Genomic DNA, 17536 nt, shown 5'->3' with positions numbered 1-17536 from the left:
CTTGAAAGGAGGATGACAACATGCCTCGTAAAGGTCCTGTTGCAAAACGTGACGTACTTCCGGATCCGATTTATAATTCGAAACTCGTCTCACGTCTCATCAATAAAATGATGGTTGACGGTAAAAAAGGTACATCTCAAAAAATCCTCTATGGTGCGTTCGAGCTTGTGAAAGAACGTTCTGGCAAGGATCCACTTGAAGTATTTGAAGCGGCACTTACAAACGTAATGCCAGTACTTGAAGTAAAAGCACGCCGTGTAGGTGGAGCAAACTACCAAGTCCCAGTTGAGGTACGTCCTGATCGCCGTACAACTCTTGGACTACGTTACCTTGTAAACTACTCACGCACACGTGGTGAAAAAACAATGGAAGAACGTCTTGCGAATGAAATCCTTGACGCATCTAACAACACAGGTGCATCTGTTAAGAAACGTGAAGAAATGCACAAAATGGCAGAAGCGAACAAAGCATTCGCTCACTACCGTTGGTAAGATATATCGGTTAATCGCTGTAACATCCGCCGGAGATATTAACTTTATTCTACGGAATAAAGTTAACTCTCTAATCCGAAACGGAAGGAGATCAATACCATGGCTAGAAAATTCTCCTTAGAGAATACACGTAACATTGGTATCATGGCCCACATCGACGCTGGTAAAACAACGACGACTGAGCGGATCCTTTATTACACTGGTAAAATCCATAAAATCGGAGAAACGCACGAAGGTGCATCTCAAATGGACTGGATGGAGCAGGAGCAAGAGCGTGGAATCACAATCACTTCTGCTGCAACAACTGCAGAGTGGAAAAATCACCGCGTAAACATCATTGATACACCAGGACACGTAGACTTCACTGTTGAAGTTGAACGTTCACTTCGTGTACTTGATGGTGCTGTAACGGTACTTGATGCTCAGTCAGGCGTTGAGCCACAAACAGAAACAGTTTGGCGTCAAGCAACAAACTACGGCGTTCCACGTCTAGTTTTCGTCAATAAAATGGATAAAATGGGTGCGGACTTCCTTTACTCAGTAAGCACATTGGTTGATCGTCTGGGAGCAAATGCACATCCAATTCAATTACCGATTGGTGCAGAAGATTCTTTCTCTGCAATTATCGACCTAGTTGAAATGAATGCTATTTACTACGCTGATGACACGGGTGTAAATGCTGAAATTAAAGAAATTCCGGAAGAATATCGTGCACAAGCAGAAGAATACCGTGAAAAACTAATTGAAGCGGTTGCTGAGTTCGATGAAGACCTTATGAATAAATTCTTGGATGAAGAAGAAATTACGGTGGAAGAAATCAAAGCTGCGATTCGTAAAGCTACACTTGCAGTTCAATTCTATCCTGTCGTATGTGGAACTGCATTCAAGAATAAAGGTGTCCAACTTGTCCTTGACGCTGTTGTAGCCTACCTTCCATCACCATTAGATATTCCTGCTATGAAGGGGATTAATCCTGATACTGATGAAGAAGTAGAACGTCACTCAAGCGACGAAGAGCCGTTTGCGGCACTTGCTTTTAAAGTAATGACGGACCCTTACGTAGGTAAATTAACATTCTTCCGTGTGTATTCTGGTGTACTTCAATCAGGATCATACGTGCAAAACTCTTCTAAAGGGAAGCGTGAACGCGTAGGACGTATTCTACAAATGCATGCTAACTCTCGTGAAGAAATTGCTGAAGTACATGCAGGGGAAATTGCTGCAGCGGTTGGTCTTAAAGATACAGGAACAGGCGATACACTTTGTGACGACAAAGCACTTGTAATCCTTGAATCTATGGACTTCCCAGAACCAGTAATCTCACTTTCTGTTGAGCCGAAAACAAAAGCCGACCAAGATAAAATGGGTATGGCACTTGCTAAGCTTCAAGAGGAAGACCCAACATTCCGTGCGCACACTGACCAAGAAACAGGAGAAGTAATCATCGCTGGTATGGGTGAGTTGCATCTTGACGTTCTTGTAGACCGTATGCGTCGCGAATTCAACGTAGAAGCAAACGTTGGTGCTCCACAGGTATCTTATCGAGAAACTTTCCGTACAGCTGCGGAAGTTGAAGGTAAGTTCGTACGTCAATCAGGTGGACGCGGACAGTTTGGTCACGTTTGGATTGAATTCTCTCCGAATGAAGAAGGAAAAGGATTCGAATTCATTAATAACGTTGTAGGGGGATCAGTTCCACGTGAATATATCCCTGCAGTTGAAGCGGGTATCCGTGATTCACTAGACAATGGTGTACTTGCTGGTTATCCGTTGATCGACATCAAAGCTCGTCTATTCGACGGTTCTTACCATGATGTTGACTCCAACGAAATGGCGTTTAAAATTGCTGCATCTATGGCATTGAAAAACGCAGTAGCGAAAGTTAACCCAGTTCTACTTGAACCAATGATGAAAGTAGAAGTTCAAATTCCTGAAGAATACATGGGCGATATCATGGGTGATGTTACATCACGCCGTGGCCGTGTTGAAGGAATGGAAGCTCGCGGTAATTCACAACTTGTTCGTGCTATGGTTCCACTTGCGAACATGTTTGGTTATGCAACGTCACTTCGTTCTAACACGCAAGGTCGTGGGAACTTCTCAATGACGTTTGATCACTATGAAGAAGTACCAAAATCGGTTTCAGAAGAGATCATTAAGAAAAACAAGGGACAATAATTATAATTTGAACTTGTTTCCACTTTAAATAACTTGTAAGATATGGGTAGTTGGGGGGGCCCCTCCAACGCCTATTACTAAAAACCAAAAAAACTTTTATATTTTAAGGAGGAATTCCCAAATGGGTAAAGAAAAATTTGATCGCTCCAAAACACATGCTAACGTTGGAACAATTGGTCACGTCGACCACGGTAAAACAACTCTAACTGCAGCAATCGCAACAGTTCTTTCTAAAAAATTAGGTGGTACAGCTCGTTCATACGCTGACGTTGATAACGCGCCAGAAGAAAAAGAGCGTGGTATTACAATCAATACTTCACACATCGAATATGAAACACAAACACGTCACTACGCACACGTTGACTGCCCAGGTCACGCCGACTATGTTAAAAACATGATCACTGGTGCTGCTCAAATGGACGGCGGAATCCTAGTTGTTTCTGCAGCTGACGGCCCAATGCCACAAACACGTGAGCACATCCTTCTTTCACGTCAAGTTGGTGTTCCTTACCTAGTAGTATTCATGAACAAATGTGATATGGTTGATGACGAAGAGCTTCTAGAGCTTGTAGAAATGGAAATTCGTGATCTTCTTTCTGAATATGACTTCCCTGGCGATGACATTCCTGTCATCAAAGGTTCTGCGCTTAAAGCACTTGAAGGCGACGAAGGTTATGAAGACAAAATTATGGAACTTATGGCTGCTGTTGACGAGTACATCCCAACACCACCACGTGATACTGAAAAACCATTCATGATGCCTGTTGAGGACGTATTCTCAATCACAGGACGTGGAACTGTTGCTACTGGACGTGTTGAGCGTGGAGTAGTTAAAGTTGGAGACGTTATTGACATCATTGGTATCGTTGAAGAACCAAAATCTACAACTGTTACAGGTGTAGAAATGTTCCGTAAACTTCTTGATTATGCAGAAGCTGGCGACAACATTGGAGCACTACTTCGTGGTGTAGCTCGTGATGATATCCAACGTGGACAAGTACTTGCTAAACCAGGTACTATTGTTCCTCACACGAAATTCACTTCAGAAGTTTATGTTCTTTCAAAAGAAGAGGGTGGACGTCACACTCCATTCTTCTCTAACTACCGTCCACAGTTCTACTTCCGTACAACTGACGTGACTGGCGTTATCGAACTTCCAGAAGGCGTAGAAATGGTTATGCCTGGAGATAACATTGAAATGACAATCGACCTAATTGCTCCAATCGCTCTTGAAGAAGGTACGAAGTTCTCTATCCGTGAGGGTGGACGTACTGTAGGCGCTGGCGTTGTAGCTACAATCATTAAATAATCTTAGTACTTTTAAATCCCGCCCTTTGTGGCGGGATTTTTTATCTACTTATTTCAAAGTTTCATTGACAGATGTAGTCCCTTCTGATAAGTTAGTTACTATACTTTAATGCTTTAACGTAGTGAAGTGTTTATGTTTAGGAGGAGTACAAATGAACGCTGTTATTTTAGCTGTTGTTGTGATGTTAGTGTTGAGTTTACTAAGGGTTAACGTCGTACTAGCTCTTGTTGCAGGCTCTATTATAGGTGGGCTCACAGGTGGTTTGTCATTTGAAGCAACGATTGCTTCATTTACTGAGGGGCTCGGAGCAGGAGCGACGATTGCGTTGAGTTATGCATTGTTAGGTGGATTTGCGGTTGCTATTTCGAAAACGGGAATTCCGCAATTACTCGTCTCAGCTATGCTTCGTATTGTGAAAAAGGATGGAGAAAGTGATCGAATAGGTCTTGGGAAGGTACTTATCGTTTTAATACTCCTTGCGATGGCGATATTCTCGCAAAATCTAATACCGATTCATATTGCATTTATCCCGTTACTTGTTCCACCCATTTTACACATTTTAAATTTGTTAAAAGTGGATCGTCGACTGATTGCTACGGTTCTTACGTTTGGATTGACAGCACCTTATATTCTATTACCATATGGCTACGGTTTTATCTTCCACGATATCCTGACGATTCAAATGGAAGCTGCTGGTTTGGCAATTGATATGGCGGACATACCTAAAGCGATGGCGCTTCCTGTAGCAGGGTTAGTCGTGGGCTTGTTAATAGCAGTGTTCTTTTCATATCGTAAACCTAGGGAATATGAAAATCGTAAAATGGATATGTTTGAAGAAAAAGTGGAAGTTAAGAAAAGAAATATCTATTTCACGATTGCGGCTCTAATCGGTACATTAGTAGTTCAAATACCGACCCAATCAATGGTGGCTGGTGCAGTAACGGGTATTGCCATCTTGTATATAACGGGTGCGCTTAAGTGGAAAGAAGCAGATGGTTTAATAAATGAAGGAATGCGTATGATGGCTTTCGTTGGATTTGTTATGATTTCAGCCAATGGTTTTGCATCGGTTCTCCAAGAAACGGGGCATATTACGACACTTGTTGAAAATGCCAGTGCAATGCTTGGTGATAACAAAGGGATGGCTGCCTTCATTATGTTAATTGTTGGGCTGATTGTAACAATGGGCATTGGTTCTTCGTTTGCAACGATTCCTATCATCGCCTCGATCTTTGTCCCGCTTAGTATGGCATTTGGATTCAGTAGCATGGCAATCATCGCGTTAATCGGAACGGCTGCTGCACTTGGGGATGCGGGATCACCTGCCTCCGACTCTACACTTGGACCAACTGCTGGGCTTGATGTGGATGGACAGCATAACCACATCTGGGATACATGTGTGCCGACATTCATTCATTATAATATTCCACTTATCATTTTCGGTTGGTTGGCAGTGATGATGTTCGGTTAAATGTTATGACTATTAGCTAACAAGTTGCATTTTGTATGAAATAGAATTATAATAATAAAGTTGAGAAAAGAAATTCCACAAAAGACTTGCGGAATTACTTTTCTTTGTGTATAATTCTTAATGTTAGTCTTTGACTGCGATGAAGCGAGAGGTTGCCGACACACCAGGCCGCTTTGCCATGGCATATGTGTGGGAAATTTTCGTGGAGAATGTCTATAACAAAATAGGCGAAAAGGAGGGAAAATAATGGCAAAACAAAAGATTCGTATTCGTTTGAAAGCATATGATCACAGAATTCTAGATCAATCAGCTGAAAAGATTGTAGAAACAGCAAAACGTTCGGGTGCAAGTGTATCGGGTCCGATTCCACTTCCAACTGAAAGATCTGTTTACACGATTCTACGTGCGGTGCATAAATACAAAGACTCGCGCGAACAGTTTGAAATGCGTACACACAAGCGTCTAATCGACATCGTTAACCCAACACCACAAACTGTTGACGCGTTAATGAAACTCGACTTACCATCAGGCGTAGACATTGAAATCAAACTTTAATCGATACCAAATAAACTTTAAATTAATTCAGGAGGTGTGACAAATGACCAAAGGAATCTTAGGAAGAAAAGTCGGTATGACGCAAGTATTTGCTGAAAACGGCGATCTCATCCCGGTAACTGTGATTGAAGCTGGACAAAACGTTGTTCTTCAAAAGAAGACAACAGAAACAGACGGCTACGAATCAATCCAAATCGGTTTTGAAGACAAACGAGAAAAGCTAGCTAACAAACCTGAAAAAGGACATGTTGCTAAAGCTTCAACGGCACCTAAGCGCTTCATTCGCGAATTCCGCGAATTAGACGTGAACGGGTACGAAGTTGGTCAGGAAGTCAAAGTTGATACTTTCGCTGAAGGCGATATTGTCGACATTACAGGAACAACAAAAGGTAAAGGGTTCCAAGGTGTTATTAAACGCCACGGTTTCTCACGAGGACCTATGAGCCACGGATCACGTTTCCACCGTGCACCAGGTTCAATCGGATCTGTTGACGCACAACGCGTATTTAAAGGTAAAAAAATGCCAGGACGCATGGGCGGTAAAACAGTAACGATTCAAAATCTTGAAATCATACGAGTAGATGTAGAACGCAACTTACTACTTGTAAAAGGTAACGTTCCAGGATCACGCAAGTCACTTCTACAAGTGCGTAGCGCAATCAAAGGGAACTGACCACTAAAGGAAGGAGGAAATAGGAATGCCTAAAGTATCCGTACTAAACCAGACAGGTTCTTCTGTCGGCGACATCGAACTAAATGATGCGATTTTTGGAATCGTGCCGAACGAAGCTGTCTTATTTGAAGCATTGGTCCAACAGCGTGCGTCATTACGCCAAGGTAACCATAAAGTAAAAACACGCGCGGAAGTCGCTGGTGGTGGACGTAAACCATGGCGTCAAAAAGGAACAGGTCGTGCTCGTCAAGGGTCAATCCGTTCACCGCAATGGCGTGGAGGCGGTATCGTATTCGGTCCAAACCCAAGAAGCTATAGCTACAAACTACCGAAAAAAGTTCGTAGACTAGCTCTTCTTTCAGCTCTTTCTCAGAAAGTTCGTGAAGAAGACATGATCGTTCTTGAAGGACTTACATTCGATGCTCCTAAAACAAAAGAATTCATCAAGGTACTTTCTGCTCTTGCAATTGATAAAAAAGCTTTGATTGTAACTGCAGATCTAGATGAAACAGTAGCATTGTCTGCACGTAACATCCCTGGAATCAGTGTTGTTACTGCAACTGGCATTAACGTTCTTGACCTTATCGGACATAACAAACTTGTTATGACGAAAGCAGCAGTTCAAAAAGTAGAGGAGGTGCTTGGTTAATGGAAGCACGTGATATTCTAAAACGTCCGGTCATTACCGAGCGTTCTTCTGAACAAATGGAATTCAAAAAATACACTTTCGAAGTTGACACGCGCGCAAACAAAACACATGTGAAGCAAGCTGTTGAAGAAATCTTTGGAGTGAAAGTCGAAAAAGTCAACGTACAGAACTACAAAGGTAAGTTCAAACGTATGGGTAAACATGCTGGATATACAAACAAACGCCGTAAAGCGATTGTTACACTAGCTGCTGACTCAAAAGACATCGAACTTTTTGAAATCTAATTCAAAAAACTAGACAGTTAATTATACAAAGGAGGGAACACCAATGGCGATTAAGAAATACAAACCTACCTCCAACGGACGTCGTAACATGACTTCTTCTGACTTTGCTGAAATTACTACAGACAAACCAGAAAAATCATTGCTTGCACCGCTTAAACGGAAAGGCGGCCGTAACAATACAGGTAGGACTACTGTTCGTCACCAAGGTGGAGGCCACAAGCGCCAATACCGTGTCATCGATTTCCAACGCCGGAAAGATGGCATACCTGGACGCGTTGCTACGATCGAATACGATCCAAACCGTTCAGCGAACATCGCTTTAATCAATTATGTAGACGGGGAGAAACGTTATATCCTCGCACCAAAAGGATTGGAAGTTGGCATGACAATTATGTCAGGTCCAGAAGCGGATATTAAAGTGGGTAACACACTTCCACTTGAAAACATCCCAATGGGTTCAACTATCCATAACATCGAACTAAAACCAGGTAAAGGTGGTCAACTTGTACGTTCAGCAGGTACATCTGCTCAACTACTTGGCCGTGAAGATAAGTATGTTATTGTACGTCTTCAATCTGGAGAAGTTCGCATGATCCTTGCAACTTGCCGCGCGACAATTGGTCACGTTGGTAATGAGCAGCACGAACTTATCAACATCGGTAAAGCAGGACGTTCACGTTGGTTAGGCAAACGCCCAACAGTTCGTGGTTCTGTAATGAACCCTAACGATCACCCACACGGTGGTGGTGAAGGACGTACTGGTATTGGTATGAAATCACCGGTTACTCCTTGGGGTAAACCGACACTTGGTTTCAAAACGCGTAAGAAAAACAACAAATCCGACAAGCTTATTGTTCGTCGTCGTAAAAAATAATGTGACTGCACTGCGGTTCAATGACTGGACCGTAGTACAAACACGGAGGGAGGTTCCGACATGGGCCGCAGCTTGAAAAAAGGACCTTTTGTAGATGATCACCTTATTAAAAAGGTAGAAGCACAAAAGGAATCCGAGAAAAAACAGGTGATCAAAACTTGGTCACGCCGTTCAACTATCTTCCCGTCTTTCATTGGAATGACGATTGCTGTCTACGACGGACGTAAACACGTACCTGTCTATGTGACTGAAGATATGGTAGGTCATAAACTAGGTGAATTCGCACCTACGCGCACATACAAAGGTCATGGCGCTGACGATAAGAAAACAAGACGCTAATTGAGAGGAGGTTATTCTGATGCAACAAGCAAAAGCTATTGCCCGCACAGTCCGTATTGCTCCTCGTAAAGTCCGTTTAGTCGTTGATCTTATCCGGGGCAAGAAAATCGGTGAAGCTGTCGCGATTCTACGCCTGACGCCGAAAGCGGCCTCTCCGGTTGTAGAAAAAGTATTAAACTCAGCTATCGCAAATGCTGAACATAACTACGAAATGGATGTTGAGAACCTAATCATCAGCGAAGTATTCGTTGACGAAGGTCCGACAATGAAACGTTTCCGTCCACGTGCACAGGGACGCGCGAGTGCGATCAACAAACGTACGAGCCACATCACTGTAGTGGTATCAGAAAAAAAGGAGGGGTAATTCGTGGGTCAAAAAGTACATCCTAACGGTTTACGGGTTGGTATCATCCGTGATTGGGAGTCAAAATGGTATGCTGAAAAAGACTATGCGACTCTACTACACGAAGATTTAAAAATCCGTTCATTCATTGAAAAACGTCTTGTAGATGCATCTGTTTCCAAAGTGGAAATCGAACGTGCTGCAAAACGTGTTAACGTTACTATTCACACTGCGAAACCTGGTATGGTAATCGGTAAAGGTGGTTCCGAAGTAGAAGTACTTCGTAAACAACTTAACGATATCTCAGGCAAGCGTGTTCACATCAACATCATCGAAATCAAGCGTGCAGACCTTGATGCGAAATTAGTCGCAGAATCAATTGCACGTCAACTAGAAGGCCGTGTATCATTCCGTCGTGCACAGAAACAAGCGATTCAACGCACAATGCGTTCTGGCGCTAAAGGAATTAAAACACAAGTTTCCGGACGTCTTGGCGGTGCTGACATCGCTCGTGCGGAACATTACAGTGAAGGTACTGTCCCTCTCCATACATTACGTGCAGACATTGATTATGCACACGCAGAAGCTGACACAACTTATGGTAAGCTTGGCGTTAAAGTATGGATTTACCGTGGAGAAGTCCTTCCAGTGAAGAAGAAGAACTCTGAGGAAGGAGGCAACTAATATGTTAATGCCTAAACGCGTTAAATATCGTCGAGTATTCCGTGGTAAAATGCGCGGAGCTACTAAAGGCGGAGCAACGGTACAGTTCGGTGAGTTCGGTATCCAAGCTATGGAATCTGCATGGATCACAAACCGTCAAATCGAATCAGCACGTATTTCGATGACACGTTATATGAAACGTGGCGGTAAAGTATGGATCAACATATTCCCGCATAAATCATATACGAAAAAGCCTCTTGAAGTCCGGATGGGTTCCGGTAAAGGTGCTGTAGAAGGCTGGGTAGCAGTTGTTAAACCTGGCAGAGTAATGTTTGAAATCGCAGGTGTGTCAGAAGAAGTTGCACGTGAAGCTCTTCGCCTCGCATCTCACAAGCTTCCTATTAAGTGTAAGTTTGTAAAACGTGAAGAAATTGGTGGTGAATCTAATGAAAGCTAATGAAATCCGTGACTTAACAACTGCAGAGATTGAGCAAAAGGTGAAATCACTGAAAGAAGAGCTTTTCAACCTACGCTTCCAGTTAGCGACAGGTCAATTAGAAAACACAGCACGCATCCGTGAAGTACGTAAATCGATTGCGCGCATGAAAACTGTAATACGTCAAAGAGAAATCAGTGCAAATAACTGATGAAGGAGGTTGCAGCCATGACTGAGCGTAACCAGCGCAAAGTGTATACAGGCCGTGTAGTATCCGACAAAATGGATAAAACAGTTACTGTAATGATCGAAACACAAAAGAAACATGGTTTATACGGTAAACGTGTAAAGTATTCTAAGAAATTCAAGGCCCATGATGAATTAAATGAAGCGAAAATCGGTGATGTTGTTCGCATTATGGAAACTCGTCCATTATCAGCAACAAAACGTTTCCGCGTTCTTGAAATCGTCGAAAAAGCGGTCATTATCTAATAACGTTCGGAGATATAAATCCGGGAGGAGGTAGCCTCAATGATTCAACAGGAAAGTCGTATGAAAGTCGCTGACAACTCAGGCGCACGTGAAGTACTTACAATTAAGGTTTTAGGTGGTTCAGGCCGTAAAGTAGCTAACATCGGTGATGTAGTCGTGGTTACGGTAAAAAAAGCAACACCAGGTGGCGTTGTTAAAAAAGGTGAAGTTGTAAAAGCTGTTATCGTTCGTACGAAGAGCGGTGTACGTCGTAAAGATGGTTCATACATTACGTTTGATGAAAACGCGTGTGTTATCATCCGCGACGATAAGAGCCCACGTGGAACACGTATTTTCGGACCAGTTGCTCGCGAACTACGCGACAGTAACTTCATGAAAATCATTTCACTAGCTCCAGAAGTACTTTAATCACACGACAGTGCCAATCAAGGAGGTGCGACAGAATGCATGTAAAAAAAGGCGATAAAGTTATGGTGATCACAGGTAAAGACAAAGGTAAAACAGGTGTGATCCTAGTTGCTTACCCTAAAAAAGATCGCGTACTTGTTGAAGGTATTAACATCGTTAAGAAACATACGAAACCTAATCAAGAAAATCCTCAAGGTGGAATCATTTCACAAGAGGCAGCGATTCACGTATCAAACGTCATGGTAATCGATCCTAAGACAGGCGAGCCATCTCGCGTAGGTTATACGATTGAAAATGGCAAAAAAGTTCGTGTTGCTAAAAAATCCGGGGAAAAACTGGACAAATAAGTAACGGATGAAAGGAGGTCCAACAGATGAGCCGTCTAAAAGAAAAGTTTAAAAGTGATATCACTCCTGCTCTTATGAGCAAGTTTGAATACACTTCTGTAATGCAAGTACCAAAAGTGGACAAAATCGTAATCAACATGGGTGTTGGTGATGCTGTTCAAAACACGAAAGCACTAGATGCGGCAGTGGAAGATTTAACAATTATCGCTGGTCAAAAACCGGTCATCACAAAAGCGAAGAAATCAATCGCGGGATTCCGTCTCCGTGAAGGTATGCCTATCGGAACAAAAGTTACACTACGCGGTGAGCGTATGTATGAGTTCCTTGATAAGCTAATCTCGGTTTCGTTACCTCGTGTACGTGACTTCCGTGGTGTATCAAAGAAAGCATTCGATGGTCGCGGAAACTATACGCTTGGCGTTAAAGAGCAACTTATTTTCCCAGAAATCGACTACGATAAAGTTTCTAAAATACGCGGTATGGATATCGTCATCGTTACAACTGCAAACTCCGATGAAGAAGCACGTGAGTTACTAACGCAGTTCGGCATGCCGTTCCAAAAGTAAATAAGAGGGAGGCGTAAACGTGGCTAAAAAATCAATGATCGCAAAACAACAACGTACACCAAAGCACCCAGTGCAGGCATACACACGCTGCGAGCGTTGTGGTCGTCCGCATTCTGTATATCGTAAATTCAAGCTTTGCCGTATTTGTTTCCGCGAACTAGCGTACAAGGGACAAATTCCAGGCGTCAAAAAAGCCAGCTGGTAAACCCCACAATTTGGGAAGGAGGTAAATGGAATGACAATGAGTGATCCGATCGCAGATATGCTTACTCGCATCCGTAACGCGAACATGGTTCGTCACGAGAAGCTTGAAGTACCTGCTTCAAACATGAAAAAAGAAATTGCTGAAATCTTGAAACGTGAAGGTTTCGTTCGCGAAGTTGAATTCGTAGAGGATAGCAAACAAGGTATTATCCGCATTTTCCTTAAATATGGTCAAAACAACGAGCGTGTTATCACAGGTCTTAAACGTATTTCAAAACCTGGTCTTCGTGTTTACGCAAAAACAAACGAAGTGCCTAAAGTTTTGAATGGTCTTGGCATCGCCCTCGTTTCAACATCACACGGTGTCCTTACAGATAAGGAAGCACGTGCTAAACAAGTAGGCGGAGAAGTAGTAGCTTACGTCTGGTAATTCGTAACAAATGAATGGAGGTGCAATTGAATGTCCCGTATTGGCAAAAAGCCGATTGAGGTACCTGCTGACGTAACAGTAACCATCGCTGATGGTAACTTCGTTACAGTTAAAGGACCAAAAGGCGAACTTACAAACACATTTAACACGGATCTTAAAATCGAGCAAGAAGGTAACGTGATTACAGTAATCCGTCCTTCTGAATCAAAAGAACACCGTTCTATTCATGGAACGACTCGTTCATTGATCGATAATATGGTAGTGGGCGTTTCAAAAGGTTTTGAAAAAACACTTGAACTTGTTGGGGTAGGTTACCGTGCATCACTTCAAGGTACAAAACTTGTATTGAACGTTGGTTACTCACATCCGGTTGAATTTACACCGGAAGAAGGAATTGTAGTTGAAGTTCCTTCAAACACGAAGATCATCGTACGCGGTATCAACAAAGAACGCGTAGGTGCTCTTGCATCAAACGTACGTCAAGTACGCCCACCAGAGCCGTATAAAGGCAAAGGTATTCGCTACGAAGGCGAAGTTGTACGTCGTAAAGAAGGTAAAACAGGTAAATAATGCCGCTTAAGGCATCCCGAAAGGAGTGACCACGATGATCACGAAACAAGATAAAAACGCTACTCGTAAAAAGCGTCATGTACGTGTACGTACGAAAATTAGCGGAACTGCAGCTCGTCCACGTCTAAACGTTTTCCGTTCAAACAAGCATATGTATGCACAATTGATCGATGATGTAACTGGCGTAACGATTGCAAGTGCTTCTACAATGGACAAAGACTTCGGTTCTGACTCCAAAGCAGATACTGCTGCAGCGGCTAAAGTCGGCGAGTTGATCGCGAAGAAAGCTGTTGAAAAGGACGTCAAGGCGGTTGTTTTCGACCGTGGCGGTTACCTATTTCACGGCCGTGTGAAGGCTCTTGCGGACGCAGCACGTGAAAACGGTCTGGAATTTTAATTAAGAAGGAGGGACACATTTCATGCGTCGTAATGATCAGAAACAAAGTGAATTCGAAGAACGCGTAGTTACGATTAACCGCGTAGCGAAGGTTGTAAAAGGTGGACGTCGTTTCCGTTTTACAGCTCTCGTCGTTGTCGGAGATAAAAATGGCCGTGTAGGTTTCGGTACTGGTAAAGCACAAGAAGTGCCAGATGCGATCCGTAAAGCCATCGAAGATGCCAAGAAGAATTTGATCGTTGTACCAATGGTCAAAGGAACGACTCCACACCAAGTACTTGGACACTTTGGTGCAGGGAAAATTCTTATCAAACCTGCATCACCTGGTACTGGAGTTATCGCTGGTGGACCTGTCCGTGCGGTACTAGAACTTGCTGGTATCACGGATATTCTTTCTAAATCCCTAGGTTCAAGCACTCCAATCAACATGGTTCGTGCTACAATCGAAGGATTGACGAATTTGAAACGCGCTGAAGAAGTAGCTAAATTGCGCGGCAAATCCGTAGAAGAACTGTTAGGTTAAGGGGGGAAACACAATGGCGAACAAACTTGAAATCACCCTTACAAAAAGCGTAATCGGTTCAAAGCCGGCACAACGTAAAACAGTTGAAGCGCTTGGACTACGTAAATTGAACCAAACGGTAGAACACCAAGATAATGTTGCAATTCGCGGCATGATCAACAAAGTGGACCACCTGGTTACAGTCAAGGAACAATAATTTTGATTTTTTGAATAAGGAGGTGCCAATAAAATGAAATTACACGATATGAAACCAGCTGAAGGTGCTCGTAGAAAACGTAAACGTGTTGGACGCGGTACGGGTTCAGGCCACGGTAAAACTTCAGGTAGAGGTCATGATGGTCAAAACTCACGTTCAGGCGGTGGTGTACGTCTTGGATTCGAGGGTGGTCAAATTCCACTTTTCCAACGTCTACCTAAACGTGGATTTACGAACATTAACCGTAAGGAATATGCAATCGTAAACCTTGAAACACTTAATCGTTTCGATGCGGGAACAGAAGTAACTCCTGAGCTACTAATTGAATCAGGCATCGTGAGCAACGCTAAGTCAGGAATTAAGATTCTTGGAAACGGAACTCTTGATAAAAAGATTACAGTAAAAGCTCACAAATTCTCTGCATCTGCTAAAGAAGCGATCGAGAAAGCGGGCGGACAGACAGAGGTGGTTTAATGTTTCAGACAATCTCCAACTTTATGCGCGTTAGAGATATAAGGTCTAAAATCTTTTACACATTACTTGTACTGATTGTCTACAGGCTAGGTACATTTATACCAGTCCCAAATGTTGATGCAACTGCGCTTCAACAATCTGATAATAATCTTATTGGCTTAATGAATGTCTTTGGCGGGGGTGCCCTTGCCAACTTCTCAATCTTAACGATGGGGATTATGCCATACATTACGGCATCCATTATCGTGCAATTACTGCAGATGGATGTTGTTCCGAAATTTTCTGAATGGGCGAAACAAGGCGATGTTGGAAGACGGAAACTTGCTCAGTTCACAAGGTATTTCACAATAGTCCTAGCATTTATCCAAGCGTTTGCTATGTCATTCGGTTTCAACCGGATGTACGACGGTACGCTGATAACTAGCCAGGGTGTTTCGACATATGTGGTCATTGCGATCGTATTGACGGCAGGAACTGCATTTCTTCTATGGCTCGGTGAACAAATTACGGCAAAAGGTGTTGGGAATGGTATTTCCATCATTATCTTCGCCGGAATTGTCGCAGCGATACCAAATGCAGTCAACCAACTTTACGCAACTCAGATCCAGGATGCAGGCGACGCATTGTTCATTAGACTTGCGATGATGGCCTTGTTACTCCTAGTGGTCATTGCAATAACTGTTGGAATTATCTATTTCCAAGAAGCACTACGGAAAATTCCAATCCAATATGCGAAGCGTGTCTCAGGACGTAGCCAAACGGCTGCTGGACAACAGACACATCTACCATTGAAACTTAATGCTGCAGGGGTTATCCCGGTAATCTTTGCGTCAGCATTTTTCATGACACCACAATCAATAGCTGCTTTCTTTGGAACGAATAGTGTAACAACAACGATTATGACTGTTTTTGATTATACAAAACCAGTTGGTATGGTATTCTATATCGCATTAATCGTCGCGTTCACATACTTCTATGCGTTCATTCAAGTGAATCCGGAGAATATTGCGGATAATCTTAAGAAGCAAGGTGCATATATCCCGGGCATCCGTCCTGGACAAAATACACAAAGCTATTTAACGAAAACTTTATATCGATTGACATTTGTCGGGGCAATTTTCCTGTCAGTAGTGTCAATGATGCCGATATTCTTCATCAGTTTCGCAAACCTTCCACAGTCTGCGCAAATTGGAGGAACAAGTCTAATCATCGTTGTCGGGGTTGCCCTTGAAACGATGAAACAGCTTGAATCACAACTTGTGAAAAGGCATTATAAAGGATTCATGAAATAAGAGTTATAAAGAAAAATTCTCTGTAACTCGGATCTGAAAATGGGAGGGCAAGACGTATGAATATCGTATTAATGGGTCTGCCAGGGGCCGGTAAAGGAACTCAGGCAGACGGAATTGTCGAAAAGTACGAAACCCCTCATATTTCTACAGGCGATATGTTCCGCGCTGCCATTCAAGAAGGCACGGAACTTGGAGTCAAAGCGAAATCGTTCATGGATCAAGGCGCTCTTGTACCTGATGAAGTTACAATTGGCATTGTACGTGAACGATTGAGCAAATCCGATTGCGAAAAAGGTTTCCTACTTGATGGTTTCCCTCGTACGGTTCCACAAGCGGAAGCGCTTGACGGACTACTGGCCGATATGGGTCGGAAGATTGAGCATGTTCTCAATATCCAAGTTGAGAAGGAAGAACTTGTCGCACGGCTTACTGGCCGACGCATCTGTAAAGTTTGTGGATCATCTTATCACCTTCAGTTCAACCCGCCAAAGGTTGAAGGCAAATGTGATAAGGACGGTGGCGAACTTTATCAGCGAGCGGATGACAATCCCGAAACTGTAACAAACCGTCTGGAAGTAAATATGAACCAAACGGCACCACTATTGGCGTTTTACGAAGCCAAAGGTGTGTTGGCAAACATTGATGGACAACAGAACATCAGTGATGTTTTTAAAGATCTGGACGCTCTTCTTCAAAAAAGCGGACAGTAAGCTTTTTCCAAACTGGATATTCTTGGTCAATTTTGGTCATAATGATATGTACGGAGAGAAAAAGTATCTCAACGAGCTGCAAAAGTAAATGATGCCCGGTATTGGAACTAGTCGGAGTTCTGTGGGCTTAAAGTTCTGGTTCATAATGAATGCATTTTCTTACTAAAGTAGGTATAATCATTTTTGTGAAAAGAGCTGTATAACGCAACTAGGAACTCATCCACGGCAATCTGGACAGTCGTGTCCATTCCGACGCGATTTTCCACAACAAGAGGTCGGGGACTGACTTAAGGGAAACGAGATGTGACAGACGTCTTTCGAACATCACTCATGCAATCCAGACATATGTTGAAGGAAGCTTTAATGGCGACTGATGCCGCTAGATGGTGAGAACCTTTATTGGATATAGAAGGGAGACAGGATTGATGGCGAAAGACGATGTAATTGAAGTTGAAGGAACCGTAGTCGAAACGTTGCCAAACGCGATGTTCAAAGTAGAGCTGGAAAACGGCCATACGATTCTTGCGCATGTTTCTGGCAAAATCCGTATGCACTTTATCCGCATCCTGCCTGGCGACAAAGTGACAATGGAACTTTCGCCTTATGATTTAACACGTGGTCGTATCACATACCGTTTTAAATAAACTTTTGCACTCCGGAAT

Annotated in this window: 28 protein-coding genes; all 28 read left to right on the top strand. The window is 43.0% G+C overall.

All coding sequences use genetic code 11. The features are described 5' to 3' along the window. Positions 1–20 precede the first annotated feature (20 nt). Positions 21–491, top strand: a complete 471-nt coding sequence (gene rpsG, locus ACIQ0H_RS12500; protein ID WP_403415040.1) for a 30S ribosomal protein S7 — start codon at positions 21–23, stop codon at positions 489–491. 99 nt (positions 492–590) lie between these two features. Further along, positions 591–2669, top strand: a complete 2079-nt coding sequence (gene fusA, locus ACIQ0H_RS12495) for an elongation factor G (protein ID WP_403415037.1) — start codon at positions 591–593, stop codon at positions 2667–2669. Between the two features lie 121 nt (positions 2670–2790). Next, a complete protein-coding gene (tuf, locus tag ACIQ0H_RS12490) occupies positions 2791–3978 on the top strand; it encodes an elongation factor Tu (protein WP_403415034.1) in 1188 nt (395 codons plus the stop codon). 151 nt (positions 3979–4129) lie between these two features. Continuing rightward, entirely contained in the window at positions 4130–5449 is a 1320-nt protein-coding gene (locus ACIQ0H_RS12485) for a Na+/H+ antiporter family protein (RefSeq protein WP_403415032.1), read from the top strand. 246 nt (positions 5450–5695) lie between these two features. Further along, positions 5696–6004: a 30S ribosomal protein S10 gene (rpsJ, locus tag ACIQ0H_RS12480; protein ID WP_042478628.1), complete on the top strand. Its 309-nt coding sequence runs from the start codon at positions 5696–5698 to the stop codon at positions 6002–6004. 43 nt (positions 6005–6047) lie between these two features. Continuing rightward, positions 6048–6677: a 50S ribosomal protein L3 gene (gene rplC / locus ACIQ0H_RS12475; protein ID WP_403415030.1), complete on the top strand. Its 630-nt coding sequence runs from the start codon at positions 6048–6050 to the stop codon at positions 6675–6677. Positions 6678–6702: 25 nt separating this feature from the next. Further along, complete coding sequence (gene rplD, locus ACIQ0H_RS12470; RefSeq protein WP_403415027.1) at positions 6703–7326, top strand: 50S ribosomal protein L4; 624 nt, start codon at positions 6703–6705, stop codon at positions 7324–7326. After that, on the top strand, positions 7326–7610 hold the full coding sequence (gene rplW / locus ACIQ0H_RS12465) for a 50S ribosomal protein L23 (RefSeq protein ID WP_403415025.1): 285 nt from the start codon (positions 7326–7328) through the stop codon (positions 7608–7610). Before rplD ends, rplW begins: the two co-directional genes overlap by 1 nt. Positions 7611–7653: 43 nt before the next feature. After that, on the top strand, positions 7654–8484 hold the full coding sequence (rplB, locus tag ACIQ0H_RS12460; protein WP_403415022.1) for a 50S ribosomal protein L2: 831 nt from the start codon (positions 7654–7656) through the stop codon (positions 8482–8484). A gap of 60 nt (positions 8485–8544) precedes the next feature. Beyond that, positions 8545–8823: a 30S ribosomal protein S19 gene (gene rpsS, locus ACIQ0H_RS12455; protein WP_403415020.1), complete on the top strand. Its 279-nt coding sequence runs from the start codon at positions 8545–8547 to the stop codon at positions 8821–8823. Between the two features lie 19 nt (positions 8824–8842). Continuing rightward, a complete protein-coding gene (gene rplV / locus ACIQ0H_RS12450; RefSeq protein ID WP_340736141.1) occupies positions 8843–9187 on the top strand; it encodes a 50S ribosomal protein L22 in 345 nt (114 codons plus the stop codon). A 3-nt stretch (positions 9188–9190) separates the two neighbouring features. Next, the gene (gene rpsC, locus ACIQ0H_RS12445) at positions 9191–9850 is read left to right on the top strand and encodes a 30S ribosomal protein S3 (RefSeq protein ID WP_403415018.1); all 660 of its coding nucleotides are present in this window, start codon (positions 9191–9193) and stop codon (positions 9848–9850) included. Between the two features lies 1 nt (position 9851). Next, positions 9852–10286 (top strand): 50S ribosomal protein L16, encoded by a 435-nt coding sequence (rplP, locus tag ACIQ0H_RS12440; RefSeq protein ID WP_403415017.1) that lies wholly within the window; start codon positions 9852–9854, stop codon positions 10284–10286. Further along, positions 10276–10476, top strand: coding sequence for a 50S ribosomal protein L29 (gene rpmC / locus ACIQ0H_RS12435; protein WP_025783856.1), 201 nt, complete (start codon positions 10276–10278; stop codon positions 10474–10476). The genes rplP and rpmC overlap by 11 nt, the downstream gene beginning before the upstream one ends. 17 nt (positions 10477–10493) lie before the next feature. Next, positions 10494–10757 (top strand): 30S ribosomal protein S17, encoded by a 264-nt coding sequence (gene rpsQ / locus ACIQ0H_RS12430; protein ID WP_318616135.1) that lies wholly within the window; start codon positions 10494–10496, stop codon positions 10755–10757. A 39-nt stretch (positions 10758–10796) separates the two neighbouring features. Further along, positions 10797–11165: a 50S ribosomal protein L14 gene (rplN, locus tag ACIQ0H_RS12425; protein WP_067204773.1), complete on the top strand. Its 369-nt coding sequence runs from the start codon at positions 10797–10799 to the stop codon at positions 11163–11165. A 35-nt stretch (positions 11166–11200) separates the two neighbouring features. Next, on the top strand, positions 11201–11512 hold the full coding sequence (gene rplX / locus ACIQ0H_RS12420; protein WP_403415013.1) for a 50S ribosomal protein L24: 312 nt from the start codon (positions 11201–11203) through the stop codon (positions 11510–11512). Positions 11513–11538: 26 nt separating this feature from the next. Further along, on the top strand, positions 11539–12078 hold the full coding sequence (gene rplE / locus ACIQ0H_RS12415; RefSeq protein ID WP_403415010.1) for a 50S ribosomal protein L5: 540 nt from the start codon (positions 11539–11541) through the stop codon (positions 12076–12078). A 19-nt stretch (positions 12079–12097) separates the two neighbouring features. After that, the gene (locus tag ACIQ0H_RS12410) at positions 12098–12283 is read left to right on the top strand and encodes a type Z 30S ribosomal protein S14 (RefSeq protein WP_203247884.1); all 186 of its coding nucleotides are present in this window, start codon (positions 12098–12100) and stop codon (positions 12281–12283) included. 30 nt (positions 12284–12313) lie between these two features. Next, the gene (gene rpsH / locus ACIQ0H_RS12405) at positions 12314–12712 is read left to right on the top strand and encodes a 30S ribosomal protein S8 (protein ID WP_203247885.1); all 399 of its coding nucleotides are present in this window, start codon (positions 12314–12316) and stop codon (positions 12710–12712) included. A 30-nt stretch (positions 12713–12742) separates the two neighbouring features. Further along, positions 12743–13282 carry a 50S ribosomal protein L6 gene (rplF, locus tag ACIQ0H_RS12400; RefSeq protein WP_403415007.1) on the top strand — a complete coding sequence of 180 codons (540 nt, stop codon included), beginning with the start codon at positions 12743–12745 and terminating at the stop codon, positions 13280–13282. A gap of 34 nt (positions 13283–13316) precedes the next feature. Then, positions 13317–13679, top strand: a complete 363-nt coding sequence (rplR, locus tag ACIQ0H_RS12395; protein WP_403415005.1) for a 50S ribosomal protein L18 — start codon at positions 13317–13319, stop codon at positions 13677–13679. A 22-nt stretch (positions 13680–13701) separates the two neighbouring features. Beyond that, positions 13702–14202, top strand: coding sequence for a 30S ribosomal protein S5 (rpsE, locus tag ACIQ0H_RS12390; protein WP_403415002.1), 501 nt, complete (start codon positions 13702–13704; stop codon positions 14200–14202). A gap of 13 nt (positions 14203–14215) precedes the next feature. Next, positions 14216–14398, top strand: a complete 183-nt coding sequence (rpmD, locus tag ACIQ0H_RS12385; RefSeq protein WP_403415000.1) for a 50S ribosomal protein L30 — start codon at positions 14216–14218, stop codon at positions 14396–14398. Between the two features lie 33 nt (positions 14399–14431). Then, positions 14432–14872, top strand: a complete 441-nt coding sequence (rplO, locus tag ACIQ0H_RS12380; protein WP_403414997.1) for a 50S ribosomal protein L15 — start codon at positions 14432–14434, stop codon at positions 14870–14872. Further along, on the top strand, positions 14872–16164 hold the full coding sequence (secY, locus tag ACIQ0H_RS12375) for a preprotein translocase subunit SecY (protein WP_403414994.1): 1293 nt from the start codon (positions 14872–14874) through the stop codon (positions 16162–16164). The genes rplO and secY overlap by 1 nt, the downstream gene beginning before the upstream one ends. A gap of 56 nt (positions 16165–16220) precedes the next feature. Then, positions 16221–16874, top strand: a complete 654-nt coding sequence (locus tag ACIQ0H_RS12370; protein WP_403414992.1) for an adenylate kinase — start codon at positions 16221–16223, stop codon at positions 16872–16874. 425 nt (positions 16875–17299) lie between these two features. Further along, the gene (infA, locus tag ACIQ0H_RS12365; protein ID WP_060203457.1) at positions 17300–17518 is read left to right on the top strand and encodes a translation initiation factor IF-1; all 219 of its coding nucleotides are present in this window, start codon (positions 17300–17302) and stop codon (positions 17516–17518) included. Positions 17519–17536 lie beyond the last annotated feature (18 nt).

This window comes from Sporosarcina sp. NPDC096371, from assembly GCF_044762865.1.
Classification (GTDB): domain Bacteria; phylum Bacillota; class Bacilli; order Bacillales_A; family Planococcaceae; genus Sporosarcina.
This window is presented reverse-complemented; position numbering and strand designations above follow the sequence as displayed.

Coding starts and splice junctions, on each gene's coding strand:
- rplE (WP_403415010.1), top strand. CDS start 11,539: ATGAGCCGTCTAAAAGAAAAGTTTAAAAGTGATATCACTCCTGCTCTT.
- ACIQ0H_RS12370 (WP_403414992.1), top strand. CDS start 16,221: ATGAATATCGTATTAATGGGTCTGCCAGGGGCCGGTAAAGGAACTCAG.
- rplD (WP_403415027.1), top strand. CDS start 6,703: ATGCCTAAAGTATCCGTACTAAACCAGACAGGTTCTTCTGTCGGCGAC.
- rpmC (WP_025783856.1), top strand. CDS start 10,276: ATGAAAGCTAATGAAATCCGTGACTTAACAACTGCAGAGATTGAGCAA.
- rplO (WP_403414997.1), top strand. CDS start 14,432: ATGAAATTACACGATATGAAACCAGCTGAAGGTGCTCGTAGAAAACGT.
- tuf (WP_403415034.1), top strand. CDS start 2,791: ATGGGTAAAGAAAAATTTGATCGCTCCAAAACACATGCTAACGTTGGA.
- rplC (WP_403415030.1), top strand. CDS start 6,048: ATGACCAAAGGAATCTTAGGAAGAAAAGTCGGTATGACGCAAGTATTT.
- rpsS (WP_403415020.1), top strand. CDS start 8,545: ATGGGCCGCAGCTTGAAAAAAGGACCTTTTGTAGATGATCACCTTATT.
- rplB (WP_403415022.1), top strand. CDS start 7,654: ATGGCGATTAAGAAATACAAACCTACCTCCAACGGACGTCGTAACATG.
- rpsH (WP_203247885.1), top strand. CDS start 12,314: ATGACAATGAGTGATCCGATCGCAGATATGCTTACTCGCATCCGTAAC.
- rpsE (WP_403415002.1), top strand. CDS start 13,702: ATGCGTCGTAATGATCAGAAACAAAGTGAATTCGAAGAACGCGTAGTT.
- fusA (WP_403415037.1), top strand. CDS start 591: ATGGCTAGAAAATTCTCCTTAGAGAATACACGTAACATTGGTATCATG.
- ACIQ0H_RS12485 (WP_403415032.1), top strand. CDS start 4,130: ATGAACGCTGTTATTTTAGCTGTTGTTGTGATGTTAGTGTTGAGTTTA.
- infA (WP_060203457.1), top strand. CDS start 17,300: ATGGCGAAAGACGATGTAATTGAAGTTGAAGGAACCGTAGTCGAAACG.
- rpsG (WP_403415040.1), top strand. CDS start 21: ATGCCTCGTAAAGGTCCTGTTGCAAAACGTGACGTACTTCCGGATCCG.
- rpsQ (WP_318616135.1), top strand. CDS start 10,494: ATGACTGAGCGTAACCAGCGCAAAGTGTATACAGGCCGTGTAGTATCC.
- rpsJ (WP_042478628.1), top strand. CDS start 5,696: ATGGCAAAACAAAAGATTCGTATTCGTTTGAAAGCATATGATCACAGA.
- rplX (WP_403415013.1), top strand. CDS start 11,201: ATGCATGTAAAAAAAGGCGATAAAGTTATGGTGATCACAGGTAAAGAC.
- secY (WP_403414994.1), top strand. CDS start 14,872: ATGTTTCAGACAATCTCCAACTTTATGCGCGTTAGAGATATAAGGTCT.
- rpmD (WP_403415000.1), top strand. CDS start 14,216: ATGGCGAACAAACTTGAAATCACCCTTACAAAAAGCGTAATCGGTTCA.
- rplF (WP_403415007.1), top strand. CDS start 12,743: ATGTCCCGTATTGGCAAAAAGCCGATTGAGGTACCTGCTGACGTAACA.
- rplR (WP_403415005.1), top strand. CDS start 13,317: ATGATCACGAAACAAGATAAAAACGCTACTCGTAAAAAGCGTCATGTA.
- rplP (WP_403415017.1), top strand. CDS start 9,852: ATGTTAATGCCTAAACGCGTTAAATATCGTCGAGTATTCCGTGGTAAA.
- rplN (WP_067204773.1), top strand. CDS start 10,797: ATGATTCAACAGGAAAGTCGTATGAAAGTCGCTGACAACTCAGGCGCA.
- rplV (WP_340736141.1), top strand. CDS start 8,843: ATGCAACAAGCAAAAGCTATTGCCCGCACAGTCCGTATTGCTCCTCGT.
- rplW (WP_403415025.1), top strand. CDS start 7,326: ATGGAAGCACGTGATATTCTAAAACGTCCGGTCATTACCGAGCGTTCT.